16 protein-coding genes are annotated in these 19,935 nt (G+C 33.1%); 10 read left to right on the forward strand and 6 right to left on the reverse strand.

From position 1 onward, the window contains the following. Positions 1-40: 40 nt before the first annotated feature. Positions 41-994 (reverse strand): alpha/beta fold hydrolase, encoded by a 954-nt coding sequence (locus tag NWE55_RS14965; protein WP_155091424.1) that lies wholly within the window; start codon positions 992-994, stop codon positions 41-43. Positions 995-1,232: 238 nt separating this feature from the next. Beyond that, positions 1,233-2,357: a chromate efflux transporter gene (gene chrA, locus NWE55_RS14970; RefSeq protein WP_155091425.1), complete on the reverse strand. Its 1,125-nt coding sequence runs from the start codon at positions 2,355-2,357 to the stop codon at positions 1,233-1,235. Positions 2,358-2,773: 416 nt separating this feature from the next. On the opposite strand from chrA, the gene NWE55_RS14975 reads away from it, so the two are divergent. Then, positions 2,774-2,908: a hypothetical protein gene (locus NWE55_RS14975; RefSeq protein WP_258204373.1), complete on the forward strand. Its 135-nt coding sequence runs from the start codon at positions 2,774-2,776 to the stop codon at positions 2,906-2,908. Between the two features lie 139 nt (positions 2,909-3,047). Continuing rightward, entirely contained in the window at positions 3,048-3,605 is a 558-nt protein-coding gene (locus NWE55_RS14980) for a lipocalin family protein (protein WP_155091426.1), read from the forward strand. A gap of 50 nt (positions 3,606-3,655) precedes the next feature. Here NWE55_RS14980 and NWE55_RS14985 read toward each other — a convergent pair whose 3' ends face one another. The 3 genes from NWE55_RS14985 to NWE55_RS14995 form a co-directional block, all read right to left on the reverse strand. Then, positions 3,656-4,087, reverse strand: coding sequence for a DUF1801 domain-containing protein (locus tag NWE55_RS14985; RefSeq protein ID WP_155091427.1), 432 nt, complete (start codon positions 4,085-4,087; stop codon positions 3,656-3,658). 206 nt (positions 4,088-4,293) lie between these two features. After that, positions 4,294-5,292 (reverse strand): OmpA family protein, encoded by a 999-nt coding sequence (locus NWE55_RS14990; protein WP_155091428.1) that lies wholly within the window; start codon positions 5,290-5,292, stop codon positions 4,294-4,296. 162 nt (positions 5,293-5,454) lie between these two features. Then, positions 5,455-7,584 carry a TonB-dependent siderophore receptor gene (locus tag NWE55_RS14995; protein ID WP_155091429.1) on the reverse strand — a complete coding sequence of 710 codons (2,130 nt, stop codon included), beginning with the start codon at positions 7,582-7,584 and terminating at the stop codon, positions 5,455-5,457. Positions 7,585-7,906: 322 nt separating this feature from the next. On the opposite strand from NWE55_RS14995, the gene NWE55_RS15000 reads away from it, so the two are divergent. Both NWE55_RS15000 and NWE55_RS15005 read left to right on the forward strand, forming a co-directional pair. Further along, on the forward strand, positions 7,907-8,854 hold the full coding sequence (locus NWE55_RS15000) for a Dyp-type peroxidase (RefSeq protein ID WP_160339197.1): 948 nt from the start codon (positions 7,907-7,909) through the stop codon (positions 8,852-8,854). Between the two features lie 89 nt (positions 8,855-8,943). Continuing rightward, positions 8,944-9,468 (forward strand): class IV adenylate cyclase, encoded by a 525-nt coding sequence (locus tag NWE55_RS15005; protein ID WP_155091431.1) that lies wholly within the window; start codon positions 8,944-8,946, stop codon positions 9,466-9,468. A 39-nt stretch (positions 9,469-9,507) separates the two neighbouring features. Here NWE55_RS15005 and NWE55_RS15010 read toward each other — a convergent pair whose 3' ends face one another. Beyond that, positions 9,508-10,191, reverse strand: coding sequence for a cell division ATP-binding protein FtsE (locus NWE55_RS15010; RefSeq protein ID WP_155091432.1), 684 nt, complete (start codon positions 10,189-10,191; stop codon positions 9,508-9,510). 372 nt (positions 10,192-10,563) lie between these two features. Between NWE55_RS15010 and NWE55_RS15015 the strand changes: the two genes are divergently transcribed. From NWE55_RS15015 to gyrB, 6 genes are all read left to right on the forward strand, one after another. Continuing rightward, positions 10,564-10,908, forward strand: coding sequence for a CidA/LrgA family protein (locus NWE55_RS15015; RefSeq protein WP_155091433.1), 345 nt, complete (start codon positions 10,564-10,566; stop codon positions 10,906-10,908). Further along, entirely contained in the window at positions 10,905-11,603 is a 699-nt protein-coding gene (locus NWE55_RS15020; protein ID WP_155091434.1) for an LrgB family protein, read from the forward strand. Before NWE55_RS15015 ends, NWE55_RS15020 begins: the two co-directional genes overlap by 4 nt. Positions 11,604-11,709: 106 nt before the next feature. Then, on the forward strand, positions 11,710-14,736 hold the full coding sequence (locus NWE55_RS15025; RefSeq protein WP_155091435.1) for a tetratricopeptide repeat protein: 3,027 nt from the start codon (positions 11,710-11,712) through the stop codon (positions 14,734-14,736). Between the two features lie 22 nt (positions 14,737-14,758). Further along, positions 14,759-16,528 (forward strand): TonB-dependent receptor, encoded by a 1,770-nt coding sequence (locus tag NWE55_RS15030; RefSeq protein WP_155091436.1) that lies wholly within the window; start codon positions 14,759-14,761, stop codon positions 16,526-16,528. Between the two features lie 159 nt (positions 16,529-16,687). After that, complete coding sequence (locus NWE55_RS15035) at positions 16,688-17,137, forward strand: hypothetical protein (protein ID WP_155091437.1); 450 nt, start codon at positions 16,688-16,690, stop codon at positions 17,135-17,137. A gap of 787 nt (positions 17,138-17,924) precedes the next feature. Next, the gene (gene gyrB, locus NWE55_RS15040; protein WP_155091438.1) at positions 17,925-19,865 is read left to right on the forward strand and encodes a DNA topoisomerase (ATP-hydrolyzing) subunit B; all 1,941 of its coding nucleotides are present in this window, start codon (positions 17,925-17,927) and stop codon (positions 19,863-19,865) included. Positions 19,866-19,935: the final 70 nt, after the last annotated feature.

The following is a 19,935-nucleotide window of genomic DNA, read 5'->3' on the forward strand; positions in this document are numbered from 1 at the left end:
GATATAAGCTCTGGTACATTAAAGATATATAAGTATATAATTATAGTTGTTCTAAATGTTTACTAATCAAATCAGCAGTTTGTTTGGGATGAGAAATAAGTCCTCCATGACCTGCACCTTGAATAGTCTGTAATTCTATTGAATTAACTTTCTGTTTTATTGTTTTTGCTACAGCTGGATATACTAAGATAGAATCTGAGCCTGTAATAAGTGTTATTCTACCACTAAATTGATTAAGGTTTTCGGGTTTTATATTTAATCTTTCAGGATCATTGGCTTGATCAAGCCAAGTAGTGTAACTAGCTGTCATTGTATTTCTGGCTCTTTGATCAAAAACAGAATACCAACTACCTTTTCCAAAGGCTACTTTTTCAATAAAATTAAAGGTTCCCTGTTCAATGTGTCCTTGTTCAAGTAAAGTTTTACTTTTTTGCATTTCACTTTGAACCTCTGATAAAATTTGTTTGTATTGAGTTTGTCCTTTAAGCATTCCAAAAATAGGAGGTTCATATAAAACAATGCTCTCAACTCTATCAGCGTGATTATTAGTAAGTTCAATTGTGATATTTGCTCCATAAGAATGTCCAATAAAATGAGCTTTCTCAATCTGCAAAGCATCGAGTAGGGAGACGGCATCTTGGACATCCATTGATATTGTACCTTGTTCTTTATCTAAAGAAGAAGCACTATGTCCTCTTCTATCATATAAAATAATGGGGTTAGTAGTAGTTTTAATTAACTCTTCTGCTACTGGTAGCCAAGAATTATGATCATCCCACGAACCATGAATAAAGACAATTGGTATACCTTGACCTTTTTTATAGCGTATAGCTAAATCAACATCACTTTTATTGATAAGATAAAGAGGCGTATTTTCAATTGTAAAATACTCAAGTTCTGTTTTTGAAGTAGTTTGAGCAAATACATCAATAGAAAATAACTCAAATAGTAATAAGAATATTATCCCTGTTTTTTTATATGAAAATTGTTTCATGTTTTTACATTATTTATTAAGTCTAAATATACTTAAAATGATTTAAGAAAAAAAATGCAACCATTATTTGACTATGTTTTTGGTGAGAAGAAGTATTAATTTCTTTAGCTATATCATTGATAAAGCGTTTTTCTTCTTCTTATAAGTAATCTTTCATCATTGAGGTGAAATCTTAGGTGGACGAAGTAGATTCAAATCCTGTGTATCTAGAATTATAAGAAAAATGAAAAGTTAAAAGTTAAAAGAGAATATAACCCAATAATGCCCCACCTAAAACAATAAAAGCACTATTTACTTTTTTAAATTTAAAAACCACTATACAACTTAGAAGAGCAATAACAAGGGGTTGCCAGCTAATTAAAGTATCTCTAGTCATCAATACACAAACGGCGATAATCAAAGCCACAGAAGCAACATTAACTGCATCTAAAAAGACAGATAATCCTTTTGAATTGCGCAGTTTTTTCATCATCGGATTGATTAAAGCTACTAGAACAAACGAAGGTAAAAAAATCGCTAAGGTTGATAAAAGAGCTCCTGATAAATCATTAATTTGATAACCAATAAAAGTAACAGAAGAGAAAACTGGTCCAGGGGTGAATTGCCCTACAGCTATAGCATCCATCAGTTGTTCTCTTGTTAGTAATCCTGTTTGAACTAGTTCTGTATCTAAAAAGGCAAATAGAACATAACCACTACCATAAAGTATAGCCCCGATTTTGAGAAAAATCCAAAATAGCTGCCGATTGGTTGTGTTGAAAAACGTACTTTGTATGCTAAGTAACAAAGGTAGTAGTATAAAACTTTGTAAAGTATTTTGCCTTATAATATTTATATAAAACAAAGCATAGGCTAAAATTCCAGCCCCAAACAATAAAATGATTTCATTAACACCTAGTAAAGAGGCTGTTAGAACGATTAATCCTAAAAAGGCTAAAAAGGAGGAGGTTATTGATTTTTTAGCTAGAGGAAAAACAGCTCCAAGCATAATGGCTATAATTGCGGGTTTAATTCCGTATATTAAAGGTTGTATATGTGGTAATTGTCCATATAGTTTATAAAAATAGGCGAGTACACCCGTTAGAGAAACAGCAGGAAGAATAAAACACAGCCCTGCAATTATAAGGCCTTTCCAACCCGCTTTGTCATAGCCAATATGAATGGCCATTTCTGTACTGTTAGGACCAGGGATTAAATTGGTAGCCCCTAGTAGATCTAAGAAGTGTTGTTCATTCATCCACTTTCTTTGTACAACGACTTCCTCTCTCATCATTGCAATATGAGCAGCAGGACCGCCAAAACCAATAAATCCCAGTTTTGTAAATACTATGGCTATTTCTTTTAAGCTTACTTTTTCTGACATATTGCTTTCTAATTTTAGTCTTTACTACAATCGACGTATTCTAAGTTATTAAGTTGTATGAATTGGTATAAAACTAATGATAATCTAATAACCAAGGGTTATGTGAATATTAATTATAGACTTGCTTTTGAACTTGTACTTTTTGTATGTAAAAAGAAACGTGCTCTCTTTACTAAAGTAATTGGTTTTAAAAGGAGATTAGATAATAATCTGTTGCTTATCTGTATTTATGAGATATATAACAACTATATTTTTAATTTCAAATAACAGTAATTCTGAATCTTGATTTAAAAACTATTATAGTTTATGCTTACGTGAAAATCTCTTTTTTAATTAAATTCCCTAAGAGAGTCATTTTTATTCTAAATTTGCCTATACATAGATAGTACTTATATTAAAAGTAATATGCGGTAGATATGGGAAGAAATACACCTGCCAATAGAAAGGCTGTAAAGGATAAGATAGATAAAAAGAAGAAGAAAGAGCAAGAGGCAGCTGTTAAGCGTAAAGCTCTTTTGAAAGAAATAGTAAATCAAATGAAAAATAAATAATCAGTCTATTAGTTTTATAAAACCAGAGAATTCTATGGTCCTTTATAAAAAGTATGTAGATCTTTTTATTTAAAGTTATTCTAAATAAAATAGTAGAATAGAAAGAATCTTTCTATTTTTGGGAGAAACTCAAAAAATCATGAAGAACAGTATTTTTCGCTTCGGTTTAATTCTTCTAACAATGGGAGCGATGCTATCTTGTAGTAGCACAGTAAAACCGGATAAGGCAACACCTATTACTAACTTTAAAGTGGATCACTACTTAGGTACCTGGTATGAAATCGCACGTTTTGACTTTCGCTTTGAAAAAGACTTAGATAATACTTCGGCACAATATAGTCTAAATGAGGATGGGAGTATTAAGGTCCTCAATAGTGGATTTAACTATGTTGAGAAACAGTGGAAAAAAGCAGATGGGAAAGCAAAGTTTAGAGAAGATGAAAGCACTGCAGCACTTAAAGTAAGTTTCTTTGGTCCTTTTTATTCTGGTTATAACGTCATTGCTTTAGATGAAGATTATAAATATGCTTTAATTGCAGGAAAGAATCTTGATTATCTTTGGATTCTCTCAAGGGAAAAAACTTTACCTGAAGATGTGAAAGTAAAGTATTTAGAAATTGCAAAAGAAGTTGGATATGATACTTCTCGTTTGATATGGGTAAAACACGATAAGAGTGATAATCCCTATTTAAAATAATACAAATAAGCCCTCTAAAATAATTATGAGGGCTTATTTTTTTATAGTATTTATATTGAAGTCACTTTGTAATGCTCTTTTACAAAAAGGATAGATTCCTTACATAAAATCTCTAAAGCGGCTAAGTTAATATCTGTTATTTTGCTTATATAGATGCACGCTTTTCCCATCTTGTATTTGCCTAAATCTACTAAGGCCATTCTACTTTTTTCGGTATCAGAGAAGACGTAGAGAGAAAATTTATCTTTGCGCGGAGAGAATCCCAAAATGGGAGCATCACCTTCATGGCCACTTGCATATTGATAATGATAATTGCCAAAACCTATAATGGTAGGGCCCCACATTCTCGGCTGATAACCAGACCAATGTTGAAATAATCTAATCAATTCTAGAGAATCTTCTTTCTTTTGTTGATTTTCTACATAGGAGTCTATAAATGTAGATACCTCTTGATCCGTATAAGTAGTTTTATTCTTTGCCATTGACACACTGAATTAAAAAATTAAAATAAGTATTTATATTGAATAAATAGCCAAAGACAACAAAAAAGGTGTCTTACAAGACACCTTATATGGTTTGTACATAAATGCTAACTTATAATCAGACAGGAGTGAAGTACTCGTTGTTTCTAACTTAAGTAATCGAATTAAGACAAGGCAATTCTTCTTTTGGTTTAACTCATTTTACCTTATTCTATCCTTACAAGTTCAACCCTGCGATTCTTAGCCTTATTGCTTTCAGAATCATTTGCAACTAAAGGATGTTCAGCACCAAATCCTTTTGCCAGCAAACGAGCTTTATCAACCTTGTAATTAATCAAGCTATTCATCACAGCATTTGCACGATCGGTAGAAAGCTTTTTATTGTTAATACCGTCGCCTGTGTTATCTGTGTGACCTTCAATAGAAATTCTTAAAGTAAGGTCTTTACTTAAGGCAGTTGCTATTTCAGCAACAATCTTTTGTCCTTCCTCAGTAATTGTAGATTTATCAATATCAAAGTTGATATAAAGAATAGATTTTCCCTTTTCAATTAAATCTTTTGCTATTTCGTCGGCCGTAATCTTAGTAATGGTCTGTTGTAAAGCTTCTTGTTGTACTATGTTAAGTTTACCACCAGCATTATTAGCTGTATACTGAACGTAGATGTTACCTTGTTGCTCAGAACGGATGACAAATACTTGTATTATTTCTCCTGGATATCCAATATCTCCATCTGCTCCTTTATTTGGATCTTGTTTGTGATAACTGTTGTATTGTTCCTGTGTTATTTCTCCATTGAATACTTTTACACCACCAATCGAAACTAAGTAATCTTCTATACTTTTTTCAAAGTAGCGTTGTGAGAATTCCTCTCCAGGGACAGCAGTTACATTTGTCTTAAACAGTTTTCCTTCAATAGGTGTTATTATTCCATCAATAGGGAAGTAGCAAACATCAAAGTTCTTCTGTAACGGTTTATTTAACTCTTGTAACCCTTTTGGTAAAGTAAAGAAAGGGAAGGTTCCCAAGTCAGCTTGGCTAAATTTAATATCTTCAATGTTAAACTTAGTAGGTGTTTGCTCTAACTTATCTGTACTATTTGATTGTTGTTCCATCGGAATATCTTGAGTCTGTACATTGTTTTTTTTCTCTCCACAAGCGATGATAAGACAAGAGCAAGCTAATATTAAAGTTGTTTTTTTCATTCTTTAGTTATAAATGGTTATCGTTATTTACTGATTTTTTAAACTGTACTAAGTTCAGAAAAAAAATAATAGCTAAGATATACTCAAGCTAAATAGTATATAAATAATAAACAATATGCGTATGTGTCAATAAGTAATGGTTATATAGAGTACTTGTTACAACTATAGGCTGTAACTTAATGACAGTGAAAGTGAACGACTTTTTTGTGGGTTCACAGTACCACTACCAGTGAAATACTTGCGATTAGTCAAATTATCTATTTTAAAAATAAATGATAAGTTGTTAATATCATACCCAATGGCTGTGTTCAATACAGTATAACTTGGCAAGGTAAACACGCCGATTGTCGATCTATTCAAGGTATTAAAACTACTTGTAGAATAAACACCAAAGCCCAAGCTTAAATTCTTCAATACTCCCGTTTGCAATTTGTAATTAGTCCATAAATGAAACGAATTGGCTGGTCCGGCTTCTTCGGGTCTTCTTCCTAAGATTCCATCATCTTCTGCAATTGAACGTGTTACTTTGTTGTAGTTGTGACTAAATCCTGAGATGAAATCCCAACCAGGAACTAATTGACCAGATACAGAAAGTTCAAGCCCCTTGCTTTTTACTTTTCCTCCTTGTTTTAACCCATCTAAAGTATTGAGATCAGACATTAACTTATTGGTAACTGTAATGTCATAGTAAGATATACTAGCGTCTAATTTTCCGTCAAATAGCTTGACTTTTGTACCAATCTCAAATTGATTGGCCTGCTCGGGGTCAAAGGGTTTGATAGACTTAGTCGTCCCATCGTCGTTTGATGTTACTGCAGGGTCTAAGTATAGAAATCCATTTAAGTAATTAGCAAAAAAGGCCCATTTATCTTTAATGGGTTGATAAACCAAACCAAACTTTGGAGAAAGTGTAGTTTGATAATTGCTTTGCTTTCCGAAAGAAGAGCTATTTCCTTTAAGGTGATCTATCCTAAGGCTTAACATCAAAGATAAATTTGGTGAAAACGCAGTTACATTTGATATGTATGCTCCATAAGTTTGTGTTTTCGCCACATTATGTGTTGTGTTGATATCTGCTAATGCTTGATCAATTTCTGACTTATTCATCTCGGCAGTATCAGATTGGTGTTTAAGGGAAATAATACCATAGTCAATTAAATCTCCGTCGTAACTATCAAATTTCTTTGATAGATAATCTAATCCAAACAAAATAGTATTATTGAAATTTCCTATTCTAAATTTTCCTGTAAGGTTATGTTGAAGGCTTATGACATCGGTTTTTGAATTAACTTTAGACAAGAACCTTAGGAACTCATCGCCATTGTTTAAATCACTGAATAACTGATCGTATCCTCTGCTACGAGTATTGTTAATACTAATCAGTGTATTGGAAGTCCAATTTTGTGCAATCTGATACTCAAGTCTAACCTGACTGGTCAATGTAGGGTTCTTAATCGATAAGTCATTTATAGTATATGAGTTCTTATAATTGTCTTTGAATAGATCAATTCGATCAAACGACATCATCTCATTCCTCGAGAGAAAGTACATAGGAGCATGAGCTGACTCAGCCGCTTTATATTGAAAATCAACAAATAACTTCAGATTCTCAAGCAGTGAAAACTTCACAGATGGAGCTACAAAAATAGATTCTTTGAATCCCGCATCTTGAAATGAATTTTCCTTGTGATATGCCGCGTTTATTCGAAAAGAAATTTTTGACGACAAGGGGGAATTGACATCAATAGCAAAGCGGTTCAGATTATTTGATCCTGTGATATAATTCACATTAGCATTGAATGTGTCGTGTGGTTTCTTTGTAATCACGTTAATTAAACCACCATAGGAAACAGCATTTCCTCCGTAGAGTGTTCCATTAGGTCCTTTGACAACTTCAATCTGTTCAATATTGGCTATATCAAGAGTTGCATTTGTATAACTTGGTAAACCGTTTAAAAGGTTAGGTTGAAGTGCGAAACCTCTCAAGGTATAGTATTCTCCTCCTTGAATACCCAATCCAGTCGATTCCCATGAACGTTGTAAACCCGTTGCATTTTTAAGAATGTCATGTATGTTTGTAGATACTTGTGTTTCGAAAGTATGTTGCGTGATGACATCGTAAGATTGAGGTGTTTCTAAAAAGCTCAATGGCATTTTAGATGTGTTATGACTACTGTGATGTGTAGTTGTAATAACTACTTCATTGATTTTGTGATTCACTAAAGAATCATTTGATTGTGAATATGTGTAAGTAAAACAACCCAATGATAACGAAAGTAAAATATATTTCATCAGTAAAGTTAGTATTATTTCGACGCGTAAAGGTATATGAATTAAAGTATTATAAAAATTGAGAATAAATATTTAACATTATTTATAATATGTGATTTTAATACCAGTAATCAAGAGATTAAAAATACATTTTGTAATTGTATGAAAATAATCTTTACATACAGTTGATTGTAAGTGATTGTTTTTTTTGAATTTACTTTAGCTAATCACGATGTCCCTTTTGTTTAGTTTGTGTATATCAATTTTAAATTACTTTGATAATCCTTGTATTCTTCGCTATTATAGAGGAAATCACTACCTTTAGTATAACTAAAATTTTAATATGAAAAGAGCAGATTTTACACCGCAAAATGTTACAGATTCACCAAATGTAAATACTATTTTTAGCATTTGGGTATTTAAAGATAATATTGATATTAAGCATAGTTTTGAGCGTGTTTGCGCTTTAGTTGAGAATTTTAATAACTCTTTTCGCACCAGATTGCCAAATACAGAGACAAGTTGTGTGATGGGGATTGGGTATGAAGCTTGGTTAAAGTTAGATATGCCAATGCCAATGCCTTTAGAATTAAAAACATTTAATGAGATTAAAGGACCAAAGCACACAGCTGTTTCTACACCAGGAGATTTGCATTTTCACTTGCGTTCTACTACTATGGGAGCTTGTTTTGATATGTCTATGGCTTTGTCAGAAGTCTTGATTGAGATTGCTGACTGCATAGACGAAGTACAGGCATTTAGATATTGGGATGGTCGTTCTGTAATTGGCTTTGTAGACGGTACAGAGAATCCACAAGGACAAGACAGAGAACACTATGCTATGGTGGGAGAGGAGTCTGATCTCTACCAAGGTGGTAGTTACCTGTTTGTGCAAAAATACTTGCACAATATGAAAAGTTGGAATAGTACCTCGGTAGAAGAGCAAGAGAGAGTGATAGGTAGATATAAAATGTCAGACATCGAGATGCCAGATGACATTAAGCCAAGTAATTCACATACAGCATTAACTAATATTGAAGATGAAGATGGTAATGAGTTAAAGATTATTCGTGATAATTTGCCATTTGGAAATGCCTCTAAGGGAGAAATTGGAACCTATTTTATTTCTTATGCCAATAGATTTAGTACTACTGAGAAGATGTTGGAGAATATGTTCATTGGGGATCCTGTAGGTAATTATGATCGTTTATTAGATTTTAGTACAGCTGTTTCTGGCTCATTGTACTTTGTACCAACCTTGGATATGCTTGGTGATTATTCAGCTGATTAATGCGCCATAGTCTAATGGAATTAAACTAAAATTAAAAATATTATAATTGTTTTTTCGTCCTTAAATTGCCTATCTGAACAAAAGTAGTTATGGAAGTAAAGAATATTGAATTTAAAGCCAAAGTAGAAAATTTAGATAGGCTTATAGCTATTGCTGAGTTGTCTAATATTAAGTTAGAGGGATCATATAAGCAGGTTGACACCTATTATGATGTTCCGAAAGGAAGAGTGAAGTTACGCGAGTATGGGAATTTTAGTTCCTTAATCTACTATAATAGAGAAAATACTAAAGCAGTAAAGCAATCTGATGTAATCTATTATCAGCATGCGCCCAATCAGGCTTTATCTGCAATATTAGAACTACAGTTTGGCGTTAAAGTACGCGTGTCAAAAGTGAGGAAAATCTACAAGGTTGACAATGTAAGTATTCACTTTGACCAGGTTGATGGATTGGGATGCTTTGTTGAAGTAGAAGCTTGTAGTGAAGAAAATAATAAAACAGTGGAAGATCTCCAAAAACAATGTGATTACTTTTTTAATCTTTTTAAATTAACTCAAGCAGATTTAATAGAGCAATCCTATAGTGATTTAGTTCTATCATTACAATTACAATAAAACAACAAAGGCTTTAGATTACTAAAGCCTTTGTTGTTTTTATGTTGTTTTATATACTACTTCGAATAGTGTTCCATCATCGCATTTCAGTGTTTTATAGGGATACTTTAACAGTAGAGCATAATCGTGAGTTACCATTATGATTGTCTTGCCATTAGCATTGATCTCCTTGAGTAGCTCCATTACTTCTACACTGGTTTGTGGATCTAAATTACCAGTAGGTTCATCGGCAAGGATTAAATCAGGATCATTTAAAAGTGCACGTGCTATAGCTATTCTCTGTTGTTCTCCTCCAGATAATTGATGAGGCATCTTTTGTATATGCGTACGCATACCTACTTTGTCAAGTACTTCTTCAATTTTGCGGTCAATAGCCTCTTTCTCTGTCCACCCTGTTGCCTTTAGGGCAAAGTGTAAATTTCCATATACTGTTCTATCTGGAAGTAATTTGAAGTCTTGAAATACAATTCCTAACGAACGTCGTAAGTAGGGAATATCTTTTTCTCTTAATTGTCTTAAATCATATTCAACAATAGTTCCATGGCCTTCTGTTAAAGGTAAGTCAGCATAAAGCGTTTTCATAAAACTACTTTTTCCAGCTCCGGTCTTACCAATAATATAAATGAACTCTCCTTGCTTAACTTGTAAGTTAACATTGGATAGTACTTTGTGCTTATTTTGAAATATATCTACACCCTGTAAGGATAATACTGTACGAGCCATAATCACATCTAATTTTGTGTAAAAATAGCAAGTTAAATGTTTTTTACATAATAACTAAGAAAAAAGAATTGCAATAGGCTATAAGAATAATACAATAAAAAAAAACACTTTCTCTGAAAGTGCTTTCTCAACTAACCAAAAACAATAATAAAATGGGTTTATTCTTATAGACTTTATTTACTTATTTAATACTGTAAAAGTATGCTTATAATATTACCTGTGTGTTAATTAGAGGTTATCAAATCAATAAGAAATCACTTTCTAATATGGAGTAATATGAAGATTCTAAAGTGTTAAAAAAATGAATTAAATCGAAAAATGAGTTCTTGAGTTGTTATTGTTTAGTAATTTTGTAACAAATTAATTTGAAAAATGAACTTAATAAAACAGGTTGCGATTATCATAGGCTGTCTCGCATTCGGTGAACTACTTATCTATCTTACAGGTATCAAATTACCTTCAAGTATCATAGGCCTAATCTTATTGTGGACTCTTTTAAAAATTGGATGGGTTAAGGTCGAGTCCATCAGTGGGTTTACAGATTTTCTAATTAAAAATATGGGAATATTCTTTGTACCTCCTTGTGTAGCGATGCTCAACTACTTTGGCATTTTAAGCGAATCTATTATCCCGATTATCATAGCTACACTTGTCAGTACAGCTCTTGTTATTTTTGTCACTGGATTAAGTCACCAATTTTTAAGAAGAAAAAGATGAAATTTCTTACAGACCCAACATTTTTACTGTTTTTAACTTTGGCTTTTTATAGCTTAGGTATTTTTTTGACAAGTAAAAAAAAGTGGATTGTTTTCAATCCTATTATTTTATCGACTACTATTTTGATCTGTTATTTACTGATCTTAAAAATACCTTACGAAAAGTATAGTATTGCAGGACATTATATAGACTTTTTTTTGAAGCCCTCTATTGTGGCTCTTGCCGTTCCTCTTTATCTTCAATGGGACAAGATTAAAAAACAATTATTTGCTATTTTATGTAGTCAGTTATTAGGCTGCATTGTCGGAGTAGTATCTGTTGTTTTTCTCGCAAAATGGACTGGTGCTGATAAGGAAATTATTTTGTCATTGGCTCCAAAATCTGTAAGTACTCCCATTGCTTTAGAAATTTCAAACACAGTGAATGGTATTCCTTCTATTACTGCCGCATCTGTAATGATCGCTGGTATTTTTGGAAGTATGATAGGCTTTAAGTTTCTCAATATGTCGCGTATTAGTAATCCTATGTCCCAGGGAATTGCCATGGGAACCTCCTCTCATGCGTTAGGAACAATGAAAGCAATGGAAATTAGTAATAAGTACGGTGCTTTTGCCAGTGTTGGAATGATTTTTAATGGTATTTTGACTGCTTTTTTAGCTCCAATTATTCTAACTTGGTTAGATTCATATCTTTAATGAGAAAAACTTTTTGTTAATAGTGATAAATGGCGCAATATATTGCCGAAAAATATGTTTTAATTACTATAATAGATATATTTGGCAATAAATAAAACAGACTCAAATGCGCAAAAATATTAGATTAGCATATTTGGCTTTAGCTCTTGGAGCTGTTACAGCAAATGCTCAACAAACACAAAGATATACAAATGAATTTACTGAGTTTAAGCATGCTGTTAATTTATACAATGAGGAGCAATATTTAGCCGCTCAACTTTTATTTCAAAAAGTAAAAACTTCACAACAAGCCTTGAATACTGAAATTGAGGCAGATTGTGCTTATTATATCGCCAATTGTGCGATTCGATTAAATCAAAGCAATGCAGAACAAAAAATAGATGACTTTGTAAGTAAATATCCTACCAGTGCTAAACAACATCAAGCTTATCTTGATGTGACTGATTATTATTTCAATAAAGGGGATTACCGAAAAGCGCTACACTATGCTACTAAGATTAAGAAACCTTCTTATGTAGGTGCCTTGAATGAAGATAAATTTAACTTCCAAAAGGGATATTCTTTCTTTTATGTCAAGAATGTCAAAGAGGCTAAACGCGCCTTGAGACAAGTTAGACCTGGTAATGAGTGGGGAGATCAAGCTGCTTATTATTTAGGTTATATGGCGTATGACTCGAACAATGTGGAAGACGCTGAAAAGCTATTCGAAATGGTAGGAGATAAGTCTAAGTACCAAGACCGCATTGGGTATTATCGTGCAGATATGAACTTCAAGTCAGGAAATTTTGAGAAAGCTATTTCGGAAGGTCTTGCTCAAATAGAAAAGACAGAAGAAGAATCAGAAAAATCTGAGCTACAAAAAATGGTAGGAGAGAGTTTTTTCAATGTTGGACAATTTGAAAAAGCTTTGCCTTATCTTGTAGAATACAAAGGTAAAGAAGGTAAGTGGAGTAATACAGATTACTACCAACTGGGATATACTTACTACAAACAAAAGGATTACGAAAAAGCAATAGAGCAGTTTAATAAAATTATTTCGGGGAACGACCCTGTAGCTCAGAATGCTTATTATCACTTGGGTGAAAGTTACCTACATACGCACAAGAAAACCCAAGCTCTGAATGCCTTTAAGAATGCCTCTGAAATGAGCTTTAATAAGGATATTCAGGAGGATGCATTTCTGAATTATGCCAAGTTGAGTTATGAAATTGGAAACGCCTTTGAAAGTGCTCCGTCTGTTTTAAACTCTTTTATGTTGAAATATCCAAATTCACCGCATAAAGAGGAAATAGAGGGTCTATTGATTGATTCTTATATAACATCCAAGAACTATAAAGATGCTTTGAATATATTGGAGAATAGCCATTCAAAAGGCAATGCAGAAGTATATCAAAAAGTGTTGCTATATAGAGGTTTAGAGTTATTTTCAAATAGCGATTATACTCAAGCTTTGGAGTTGTTTAGTCGTGCCAGTAGTGAAGACCAGGACTTTAAGGTTACTGCAAAGGCATTGTACTGGAAAGCAGAGTCTATGTTCGCTCTTGATAAGTTTAATCAAGCCATTGACGCTTACGATGATTTTAAAAATAGTCAAGGAGCCTCAAGTGTAGAAGAATTTAAAAACGTGGATTACAATATTGGATATACTTATTTTAAGATAAAGGAATATCAGAGTGCAATTTCGTTCTTCAATTCATTTGTTTCTCAATCTTCTATTGATGCTACTCGTAAATATGATGCTTATTTACGCATCGGGGATTGCAATTTTGTATTAGGTAAATATTGGCCAGCAATGGACGCATATAATGTTGTCATTGATGCCAATCAACAAGATATAGAGTATGCTAAGTTTCAAAAAGCGATATCGTATGGTTTTGTCGATCGTACACAGAAGAAGGTAGATGATTTATTGGCTTTTGTCAAAGATCACCCTTTGTCAACTTTAGCAGATAAAGCACAGTATGAACTTGGAGTTGGTTATGATGTATTGAATCAAAAAGAAAAAGCTTTACAAGCTTATGATAAATTAATTTTAGATTTCCCTTCTTCCATTTTCAAAAGTAGAGCGATGTTGCGTCAAGGGTTGATCTATTATAGTCAAGGCAAAGCAGATATAGCATTGTCTAAGTTTAAACAAGTTGTATCAAGTGCTCCCAATACGCCAGAGGCGGTCGAGGCGGTTCAAAATGCTCGCTTAGTTTATGTAGACAAAGGGCAAGTTGACCAATATGCAGCTTGGGTAAAAGGGCTTGACTTTATCTCTGTAAGTGAATCAGAGTTAGATAGCGACACTTTTGAGTCAGCAGAAAGACAATTTATCCAAAACAACAAACAGGAAGCTATCAAAGGTTATGAAAGTTATCTAAAAAACTATCCTAATGGACAAAAAGCACTCCAAGCACATTATTACTTGGCGCAAATGTACTTAGAGCAAAAGAACGAGGATAAAGCTGTGGCACATTACGAAAACTTGTTGAAGTTTGGAAAAAGTGAGTACTCCGAACTTGCTTTGGTTAGAACATCAGAGATTTACCTTAAACGAAAAGATCAAGCAAAATCAATAGAAAAATTATTGCAGTTAGACAAAGAAGCCGTTCAAGAACAAAACAAAATATTTGCATTGTCTAATTTGATGAAAGTATACTATAATCAAAAAGAGTATAGCAAAGCTTTGGCCAATGCTGAAAAAGTGTTGCAAAAAGGAGCATTAGATGCCAGAGTAAGCAGTGATGCAAAACTAATTATTGCACGTACAGCTTTTGCCACAGCAAATGAAGATAAAGCTAGGACTGCTTATCAAGATGTCTTAAAACAAGCAAAAGGAGAAGTAGCAGCTGAAGCTATGTATTATGATGCATATTTTAAAAATAAAGACGCAAAATATGAGGCATCTAATGAAGTAGTACAAAAGTTAGCCAAAGACTACTCATCATACAAGTATTACGGAGCAAAAGGTTTGTTGTTAATGGCTAAGAACTTCTACGCCTTGAATGATAGCTACCAAGCAACCTATATCTTAGAAAGCGTAGTGAAAAACTTTGGTGATTATGCTGATGTTAAAGCAGAAGCTTTACAAGAGTTAAATCTAATCAAACAAGAAGAAGCAAAACACAATTCTTCAATTGCTAACTAATTTTTGCTAAAGAAAGTCAACAATGAAAAATAGAAATATATATATAGCCGCAGCATCTGTAATTCTATGCTCAACAGTGGTGCAGGCACAAGATCAGAAGAAGCAGGATTTGGGAACAGAAGTAGTTAATGTAGTTAGAAACTACGACGCTACTGTGTCTGATGCCTCAAAGGTGAAAGATTTACCCGAAGCAAAACAGGAAGGTGATATGCAAAAGAAAAATGTCATCTATACGATTAACTCTTATCCAGTTGAATCTACGTTTGTCCCTGAAAAAGGAGAAGTAGCTGAAGTAGAAAAAACAAGTCCTTTAAAGGCCTATAATAACTACGCATTAGGTTCATTTGGAAACTACTCTAACTTAACAGGAGAAGTGTTCTTGAGTTATAAACTTGACAAAACAAGTTATATAGCAGGTTTTGCAAAACACGTTTCTTCACAAGGAGGAATAAAGGATTTGTTGTTAGATGATGCTTTTTCGAAGACAAGTGTAAGCGCTTTTTATGGCGGTCAGCTTAAAGGGTTTGCTTGGAATACTGAATTAGGAGGAAGCTATCAAATGAGTAATTGGTATGGTTTACCAACAGAAGAAGTTGCTTTCAACCGAGGAGATGTTACAGGGATAAAAGAAAGACAGCGTTATAAGGATATATTTGTCAATGCGAATTTAGAATTTGACAATTCACCTTTTAAGAATGTAGAAGTTAAGTACGATAGATTTTGGGATGATTTTTCTTCTGTAGAAAATAGATTTTCCATTAAACCCAATATTCAAACCAGAATTGGCTACTTATCGCATGCTCAATTAGGTGTAGTGTTAGACTATGTGAGTACAGAGTTTAAAGATCGATTTAACACAGGGGAAACCAATAAAAACACACATTTCAATATTGGTTTTGAACCTAACGTAATCTTTAAAGATGAAAATTACTTTTTACAAGTTGGTTTAGGTATTTACTATAATGATGGTAAAGTAAATAATAGTTCAGATAACAAGTTTTACGTTTATCCACAGATTAAAGGATCGTATAACTTGGTCAAAGATCTCTTAATTACGTATGCAGGTATAGAAGGTGGACTACAGCAGAACTCATTTAAGGAATTAGTGGGAGTAAATCCTTTCGTTGCACCAGATTTATTAATTACACCAACAGATAAAAAATACGATATATACGTAGGTTTAAGAGGAAAATTAGATCACAATATATCTTATAATGTCAAAGGATCTTATAAGAACGAATCTGATAAATTGCTTTTTGTTCATACGCCTTATTCAACAAATACGGCTAAAGTTGCCTATGGCTTAGGTAATTCATTTATGACAGAAGCTCAAAAGGTAAAGACTTTCAGTCTTTTTGGTGAATTAAAGTACGAGTTTAGTCAAGAGACTTCTATTGGGGCTTATGGACAGTGGAACAACTATGATACAAATGGCATAAAGCCGTGGAATCTCCCAAAGATGAAGTTTGGAGCTAATGTTGATGTAGCTTTCGATCCACAGTGGTATGCAAATGTTGACTTATATTATGTAGGTAAGCGATATGATGCATTTTCTATCTCGGATATCGATGCGAATATCGTCGGAGATATGGAAGCAATTCAAATGCAGCAAGTAAGAGAATTAGAAGGATATGTTGATTTGAATTTAAGTGTGGGTTACCGCATAACAAAGAATTGGACAGCTTTTGTCAAAGCCAATAATATTTTGAACGATAAATACGACAAATGGGATAATTTTCAAGTTCAAGGATTCCAAGTTATGGGTGGTGCAATCTACAAGTTTGATTTTTGAGAAAAAAAGCTTAAATAAAGTTTAAAATTTTACTATTTACTTTAAAATAGGCAATAAAACTGCGCATAATTATTTTTTTCATTCATAGAAAGACTTACTTTTGCGACTCAAACAACAATAATCATATTCCTTGTAAGGGAGGACACTAAAATTTGAATAATGACGCTAAAGAAAAAACTTAAATCAATTTGTATTGAGCGGTTGGAAGATAAGATTAATGCTTTCAAAGGGATTGTGGAAGATATGTCAAATGGCGCTCAGAATGATGCTAAAAGTTCTGCTGGAGATAAACATGAAACAACCTTGGCGATGCTACACATCGAACAAGAAAATATAAGTAAGAAAATACAGGAAAACTTATCAATGTTAGAAGTTATTTCTAAAATAGATGAGAACAAAGTGAGTGAGAAAGTGGAGTTTGGAAGTGTTGTTAAAATTAATTCTGTAACCTTATTTTTTTCAGCAGCTTTGCCAAAGATTCTTATTGACGATCAATCTGTTTTAGCAATTTCTGTTGATGCACCTATTGCTAAAGAACTATTGGGAAGAAAGCTAAATGAGACTTTTATTTTCAACAATTGTGAATTTAAAGTGAATTACTTAGAGTAAGATTACCATAATTATATATTTGATAAGCGCGAGAAGTTTTCTTTTCGCGCTTTCTTTTTTTTCTGTTATAGGAAAAGTTTAAGCAGAAACTTATGAGGTATTAGTCTATATGAGTTCGTTTTCGATGGGTAATAATAAAATAAAAGTATCTGATGTGGGTTTCTGTAGCAATGTGAGAAAGAAAAACGACGACATAAATAGGCTGCAAAATGAATCTCAGTTGCAATATCGTTAGTAACTATTTTATTTTTGTAATTGCCTTATATATGGATCATAAAGGCTATTATTCAAAGTTTACTATAGTGAGTTAACATTAAATCAGTTGTAACGTATAATTCAATTGGGCTCATTGCCAATAAAGCTTCCAAATTCTTCTGAAATAAGCTATCTCAAACTCAAAATAGAGAACTGTTGAATAGTTAATATTTCATGCCATAACTTCCCCTAATTTAAGAACTATTGAATCAATACTATATCATGTGTATTTTTTAATTTTATATCTCAAATAAAAATAGAAAGGAATATGCAGTTCATGTCACAATTCTGCAACACTCTATAAAACCAATATAGAAGCTTTACAAGAGTCGAAGTAGAGAAGTATTTCAATCCAATTTGTAGAAGAAGGTGTGATTTAGAAAAAACTCTTTATCTTCATATTTGTTTTTATATATCAATTGAAAGAAAAACTGTGAAAAGATTGCAATTTGGGATTAATAAGGGTAGGTTAATCTTGATAAAGTCTTTGAATTAGTTTATATTTGTACGTTACTTATTTTAGAAAAAAATTATGAGCCAAGAAACAAATAAGAATAATTATTCAGCAGATAGCATACAAGCTCTTGAGGGAATGGAACACGTAAGGATGCGTCCTTCGATGTATATTGGTGATGTAGGAGTAAGAGGTCTTCATCATTTGGTTTATGAAGTAGTAGATAACTCAATAGATGAGGCTTTAGCAGGGTATTGTGATACTATTAAAGTTACAATTAATGAGGATAACTCTATAACTGTAGAAGACAACGGTCGTGGTATTCCAGTAGATATTCACAAAAAAGAGGGAGTATCTGCACTTGAAGTAGTAATGACTAAGATCGGAGCAGGAGGTAAATTTGATAAAGATTCTTATAAAGTTTCAGGAGGTTTACACGGTGTAGGTGTATCGTGTGTTAACGCATTATCAGATTTATTGCGCGCTACGGTTTACAGAGATGGAAAGATCTATGAACAAGAGTATTCAAAAGGTAAAGCGTTATTCCCTGTAAAAGTAATAGGAGAAACTGACCAAAGAGGGACTAAAGTTACTTTTAAACCTGATACAACTATTTTTACTCAAATTACAGAGTATTCATATGAAACTTTAGCAGGTCGTTTAAGAGAATTAGCATTCTTAAATAAAGGATTGACAATTACCTTGACAGATGCAAGAGAGAAATTAGAAGATGGCAGTGATAAGGGAGAAACTTTCTTCTCTAAAGAAGGTTTAAAAGAGTTTATCAAATTCTTAGATGGGAACCGCGTGCCAATTATTGGAGACGTTATCTCAATGGAACTTGATAAAGGAGATGTTCCTGTTGAAGTTGCCTTGATCTACAACGATACTTATGCGGAAAATATTTATTCATATGTGAATAATATTAATACACATGAGGGAGGTACTCACTTACAAGGTTTCCGTATGGGACTTACTCGTACTTTAAAGAAATATGCTGATGCTTCTGGTATGCTTGAAAAATTAAAGTTCGAGATTACAGGAGATGATTTCCGTGAAGGACTGACAGCTATAATTTCTGTAAAAGTAATGGAGCCTCAATTTGAAGGACAAACTAAAACTAAGTTAGGTAATAGAGAAGTTGTTTCTCCAGTAAGTCAGGCTGTAGCAGAAATGTTAGAGAGTTACTTAGAAGAAAACCCTAATGATGCAAAGATAATTGTTCAAAAAGTAATCCTTGCCGCTCAAGCTCGTCATGCAGCTAAGAAAGCACGTGAGATGGTTCAACGCAAGACTGTGATGACTGGAGGAGGCTTACCTGGTAAACTATCTGATTGTTCTGAACAAGATCCAACTAAATGTGAAGTATTCCTTGTGGAGGGAGACTCTGCGGGGGGAACTGCTAAACAAGGTAGAGATAGAAACTTCCAAGCTATATTGCCATTAAGAGGTAAGATTCTTAATGTTGAGAAAGCAATGGGACATAAGGTTTTTGAGAACGAAGAGATTAAGAATATCTTTACTGCCCTTGGTGTTACAATCGGAACAGAAGAAGATAGTAAGGCATTGAATTTAGAGAAATTGCGTTATCACAAGGTAGTAATCATGTGTGATGCCGATGTGGACGGTAGCCACATCGCAACGCTTATCTTGACTTTCTTCTTTAGATATATGAGAGGTTTAATAGAGAACGGTCACGTTTATATTGCAACTCCTCCGCTGTATATGGTTAAGAAAGGTCAGAAGAAAGATTACGCATGGACAGAAGAAGAACGCCTTAGCTTGATTGAACAAATGGGTAGTGGATCTTCAGTACAACGCTATAAAGGTCTTGGGGAAATGAATGCTGAGCAATTGTGGGAAACTACAATGAACCCAGAACACCGTATTTTAAGAAAAGTTACAATTGATAGTATGCAAGAAGCAGATAGAGTATTCTCGATGCTAATGGGGGATGAAGTTCCGCCTCGTAGAGAGTTTATTGAAAAAAATGCTACTTATGCTAAAATTGATGTTTAACATATAATAAAAAATAAAGGTCATGCATATTTGTAATGACCTTTTTTTAATAACATAAATCAAAGATATA

The organism is Myroides albus (genome assembly GCF_024722315.1).
In the GTDB taxonomy this organism is placed as follows: domain Bacteria; phylum Bacteroidota; class Bacteroidia; order Flavobacteriales; family Flavobacteriaceae; genus Flavobacterium; species Flavobacterium album_A.

Bases quoted from the DNA above. Each gene is read 5' to 3' on its own strand.
- gyrB (WP_155091438.1), top strand. From the start codon at position 17,925: ATGAGCCAAGAAACAAATAAGAATAATTATTCAGCAGATAGCATACAA.
- NWE55_RS15015 (WP_155091433.1), top strand. From the start codon at position 10,564: ATGAACTTAATAAAACAGGTTGCGATTATCATAGGCTGTCTCGCATTC.
- NWE55_RS15020 (WP_155091434.1), top strand. From the start codon at position 10,905: ATGAAATTTCTTACAGACCCAACATTTTTACTGTTTTTAACTTTGGCT.
- NWE55_RS14990 (WP_155091428.1), bottom strand. From the start codon at position 5,292: ATGAAAAAAACAACTTTAATATTAGCTTGCTCTTGTCTTATCATCGCT.
- NWE55_RS15025 (WP_155091435.1), top strand. From the start codon at position 11,710: ATGCGCAAAAATATTAGATTAGCATATTTGGCTTTAGCTCTTGGAGCT.
- NWE55_RS14980 (WP_155091426.1), top strand. From the start codon at position 3,048: ATGAAGAACAGTATTTTTCGCTTCGGTTTAATTCTTCTAACAATGGGA.
- NWE55_RS15035 (WP_155091437.1), top strand. From the start codon at position 16,688: ATGACGCTAAAGAAAAAACTTAAATCAATTTGTATTGAGCGGTTGGAA.
- NWE55_RS14985 (WP_155091427.1), bottom strand. From the start codon at position 4,087: ATGGCAAAGAATAAAACTACTTATACGGATCAAGAGGTATCTACATTT.
- chrA (WP_155091425.1), bottom strand. From the start codon at position 2,357: ATGTCAGAAAAAGTAAGCTTAAAAGAAATAGCCATAGTATTTACAAAA.
- NWE55_RS15005 (WP_155091431.1), top strand. From the start codon at position 8,944: ATGGAAGTAAAGAATATTGAATTTAAAGCCAAAGTAGAAAATTTAGAT.
- NWE55_RS15030 (WP_155091436.1), top strand. From the start codon at position 14,759: ATGAAAAATAGAAATATATATATAGCCGCAGCATCTGTAATTCTATGC.
- NWE55_RS14995 (WP_155091429.1), bottom strand. From the start codon at position 7,584: ATGAAATATATTTTACTTTCGTTATCATTGGGTTGTTTTACTTACACA.
- NWE55_RS15000 (WP_160339197.1), top strand. From the start codon at position 7,907: ATGAAAAGAGCAGATTTTACACCGCAAAATGTTACAGATTCACCAAAT.
- NWE55_RS14965 (WP_155091424.1), bottom strand. From the start codon at position 994: ATGAAACAATTTTCATATAAAAAAACAGGGATAATATTCTTATTACTA.
- NWE55_RS15010 (WP_155091432.1), bottom strand. From the start codon at position 10,191: ATGGCTCGTACAGTATTATCCTTACAGGGTGTAGATATATTTCAAAAT.
- NWE55_RS14975 (WP_258204373.1), top strand. From the start codon at position 2,774: ATGGGAAGAAATACACCTGCCAATAGAAAGGCTGTAAAGGATAAGATA.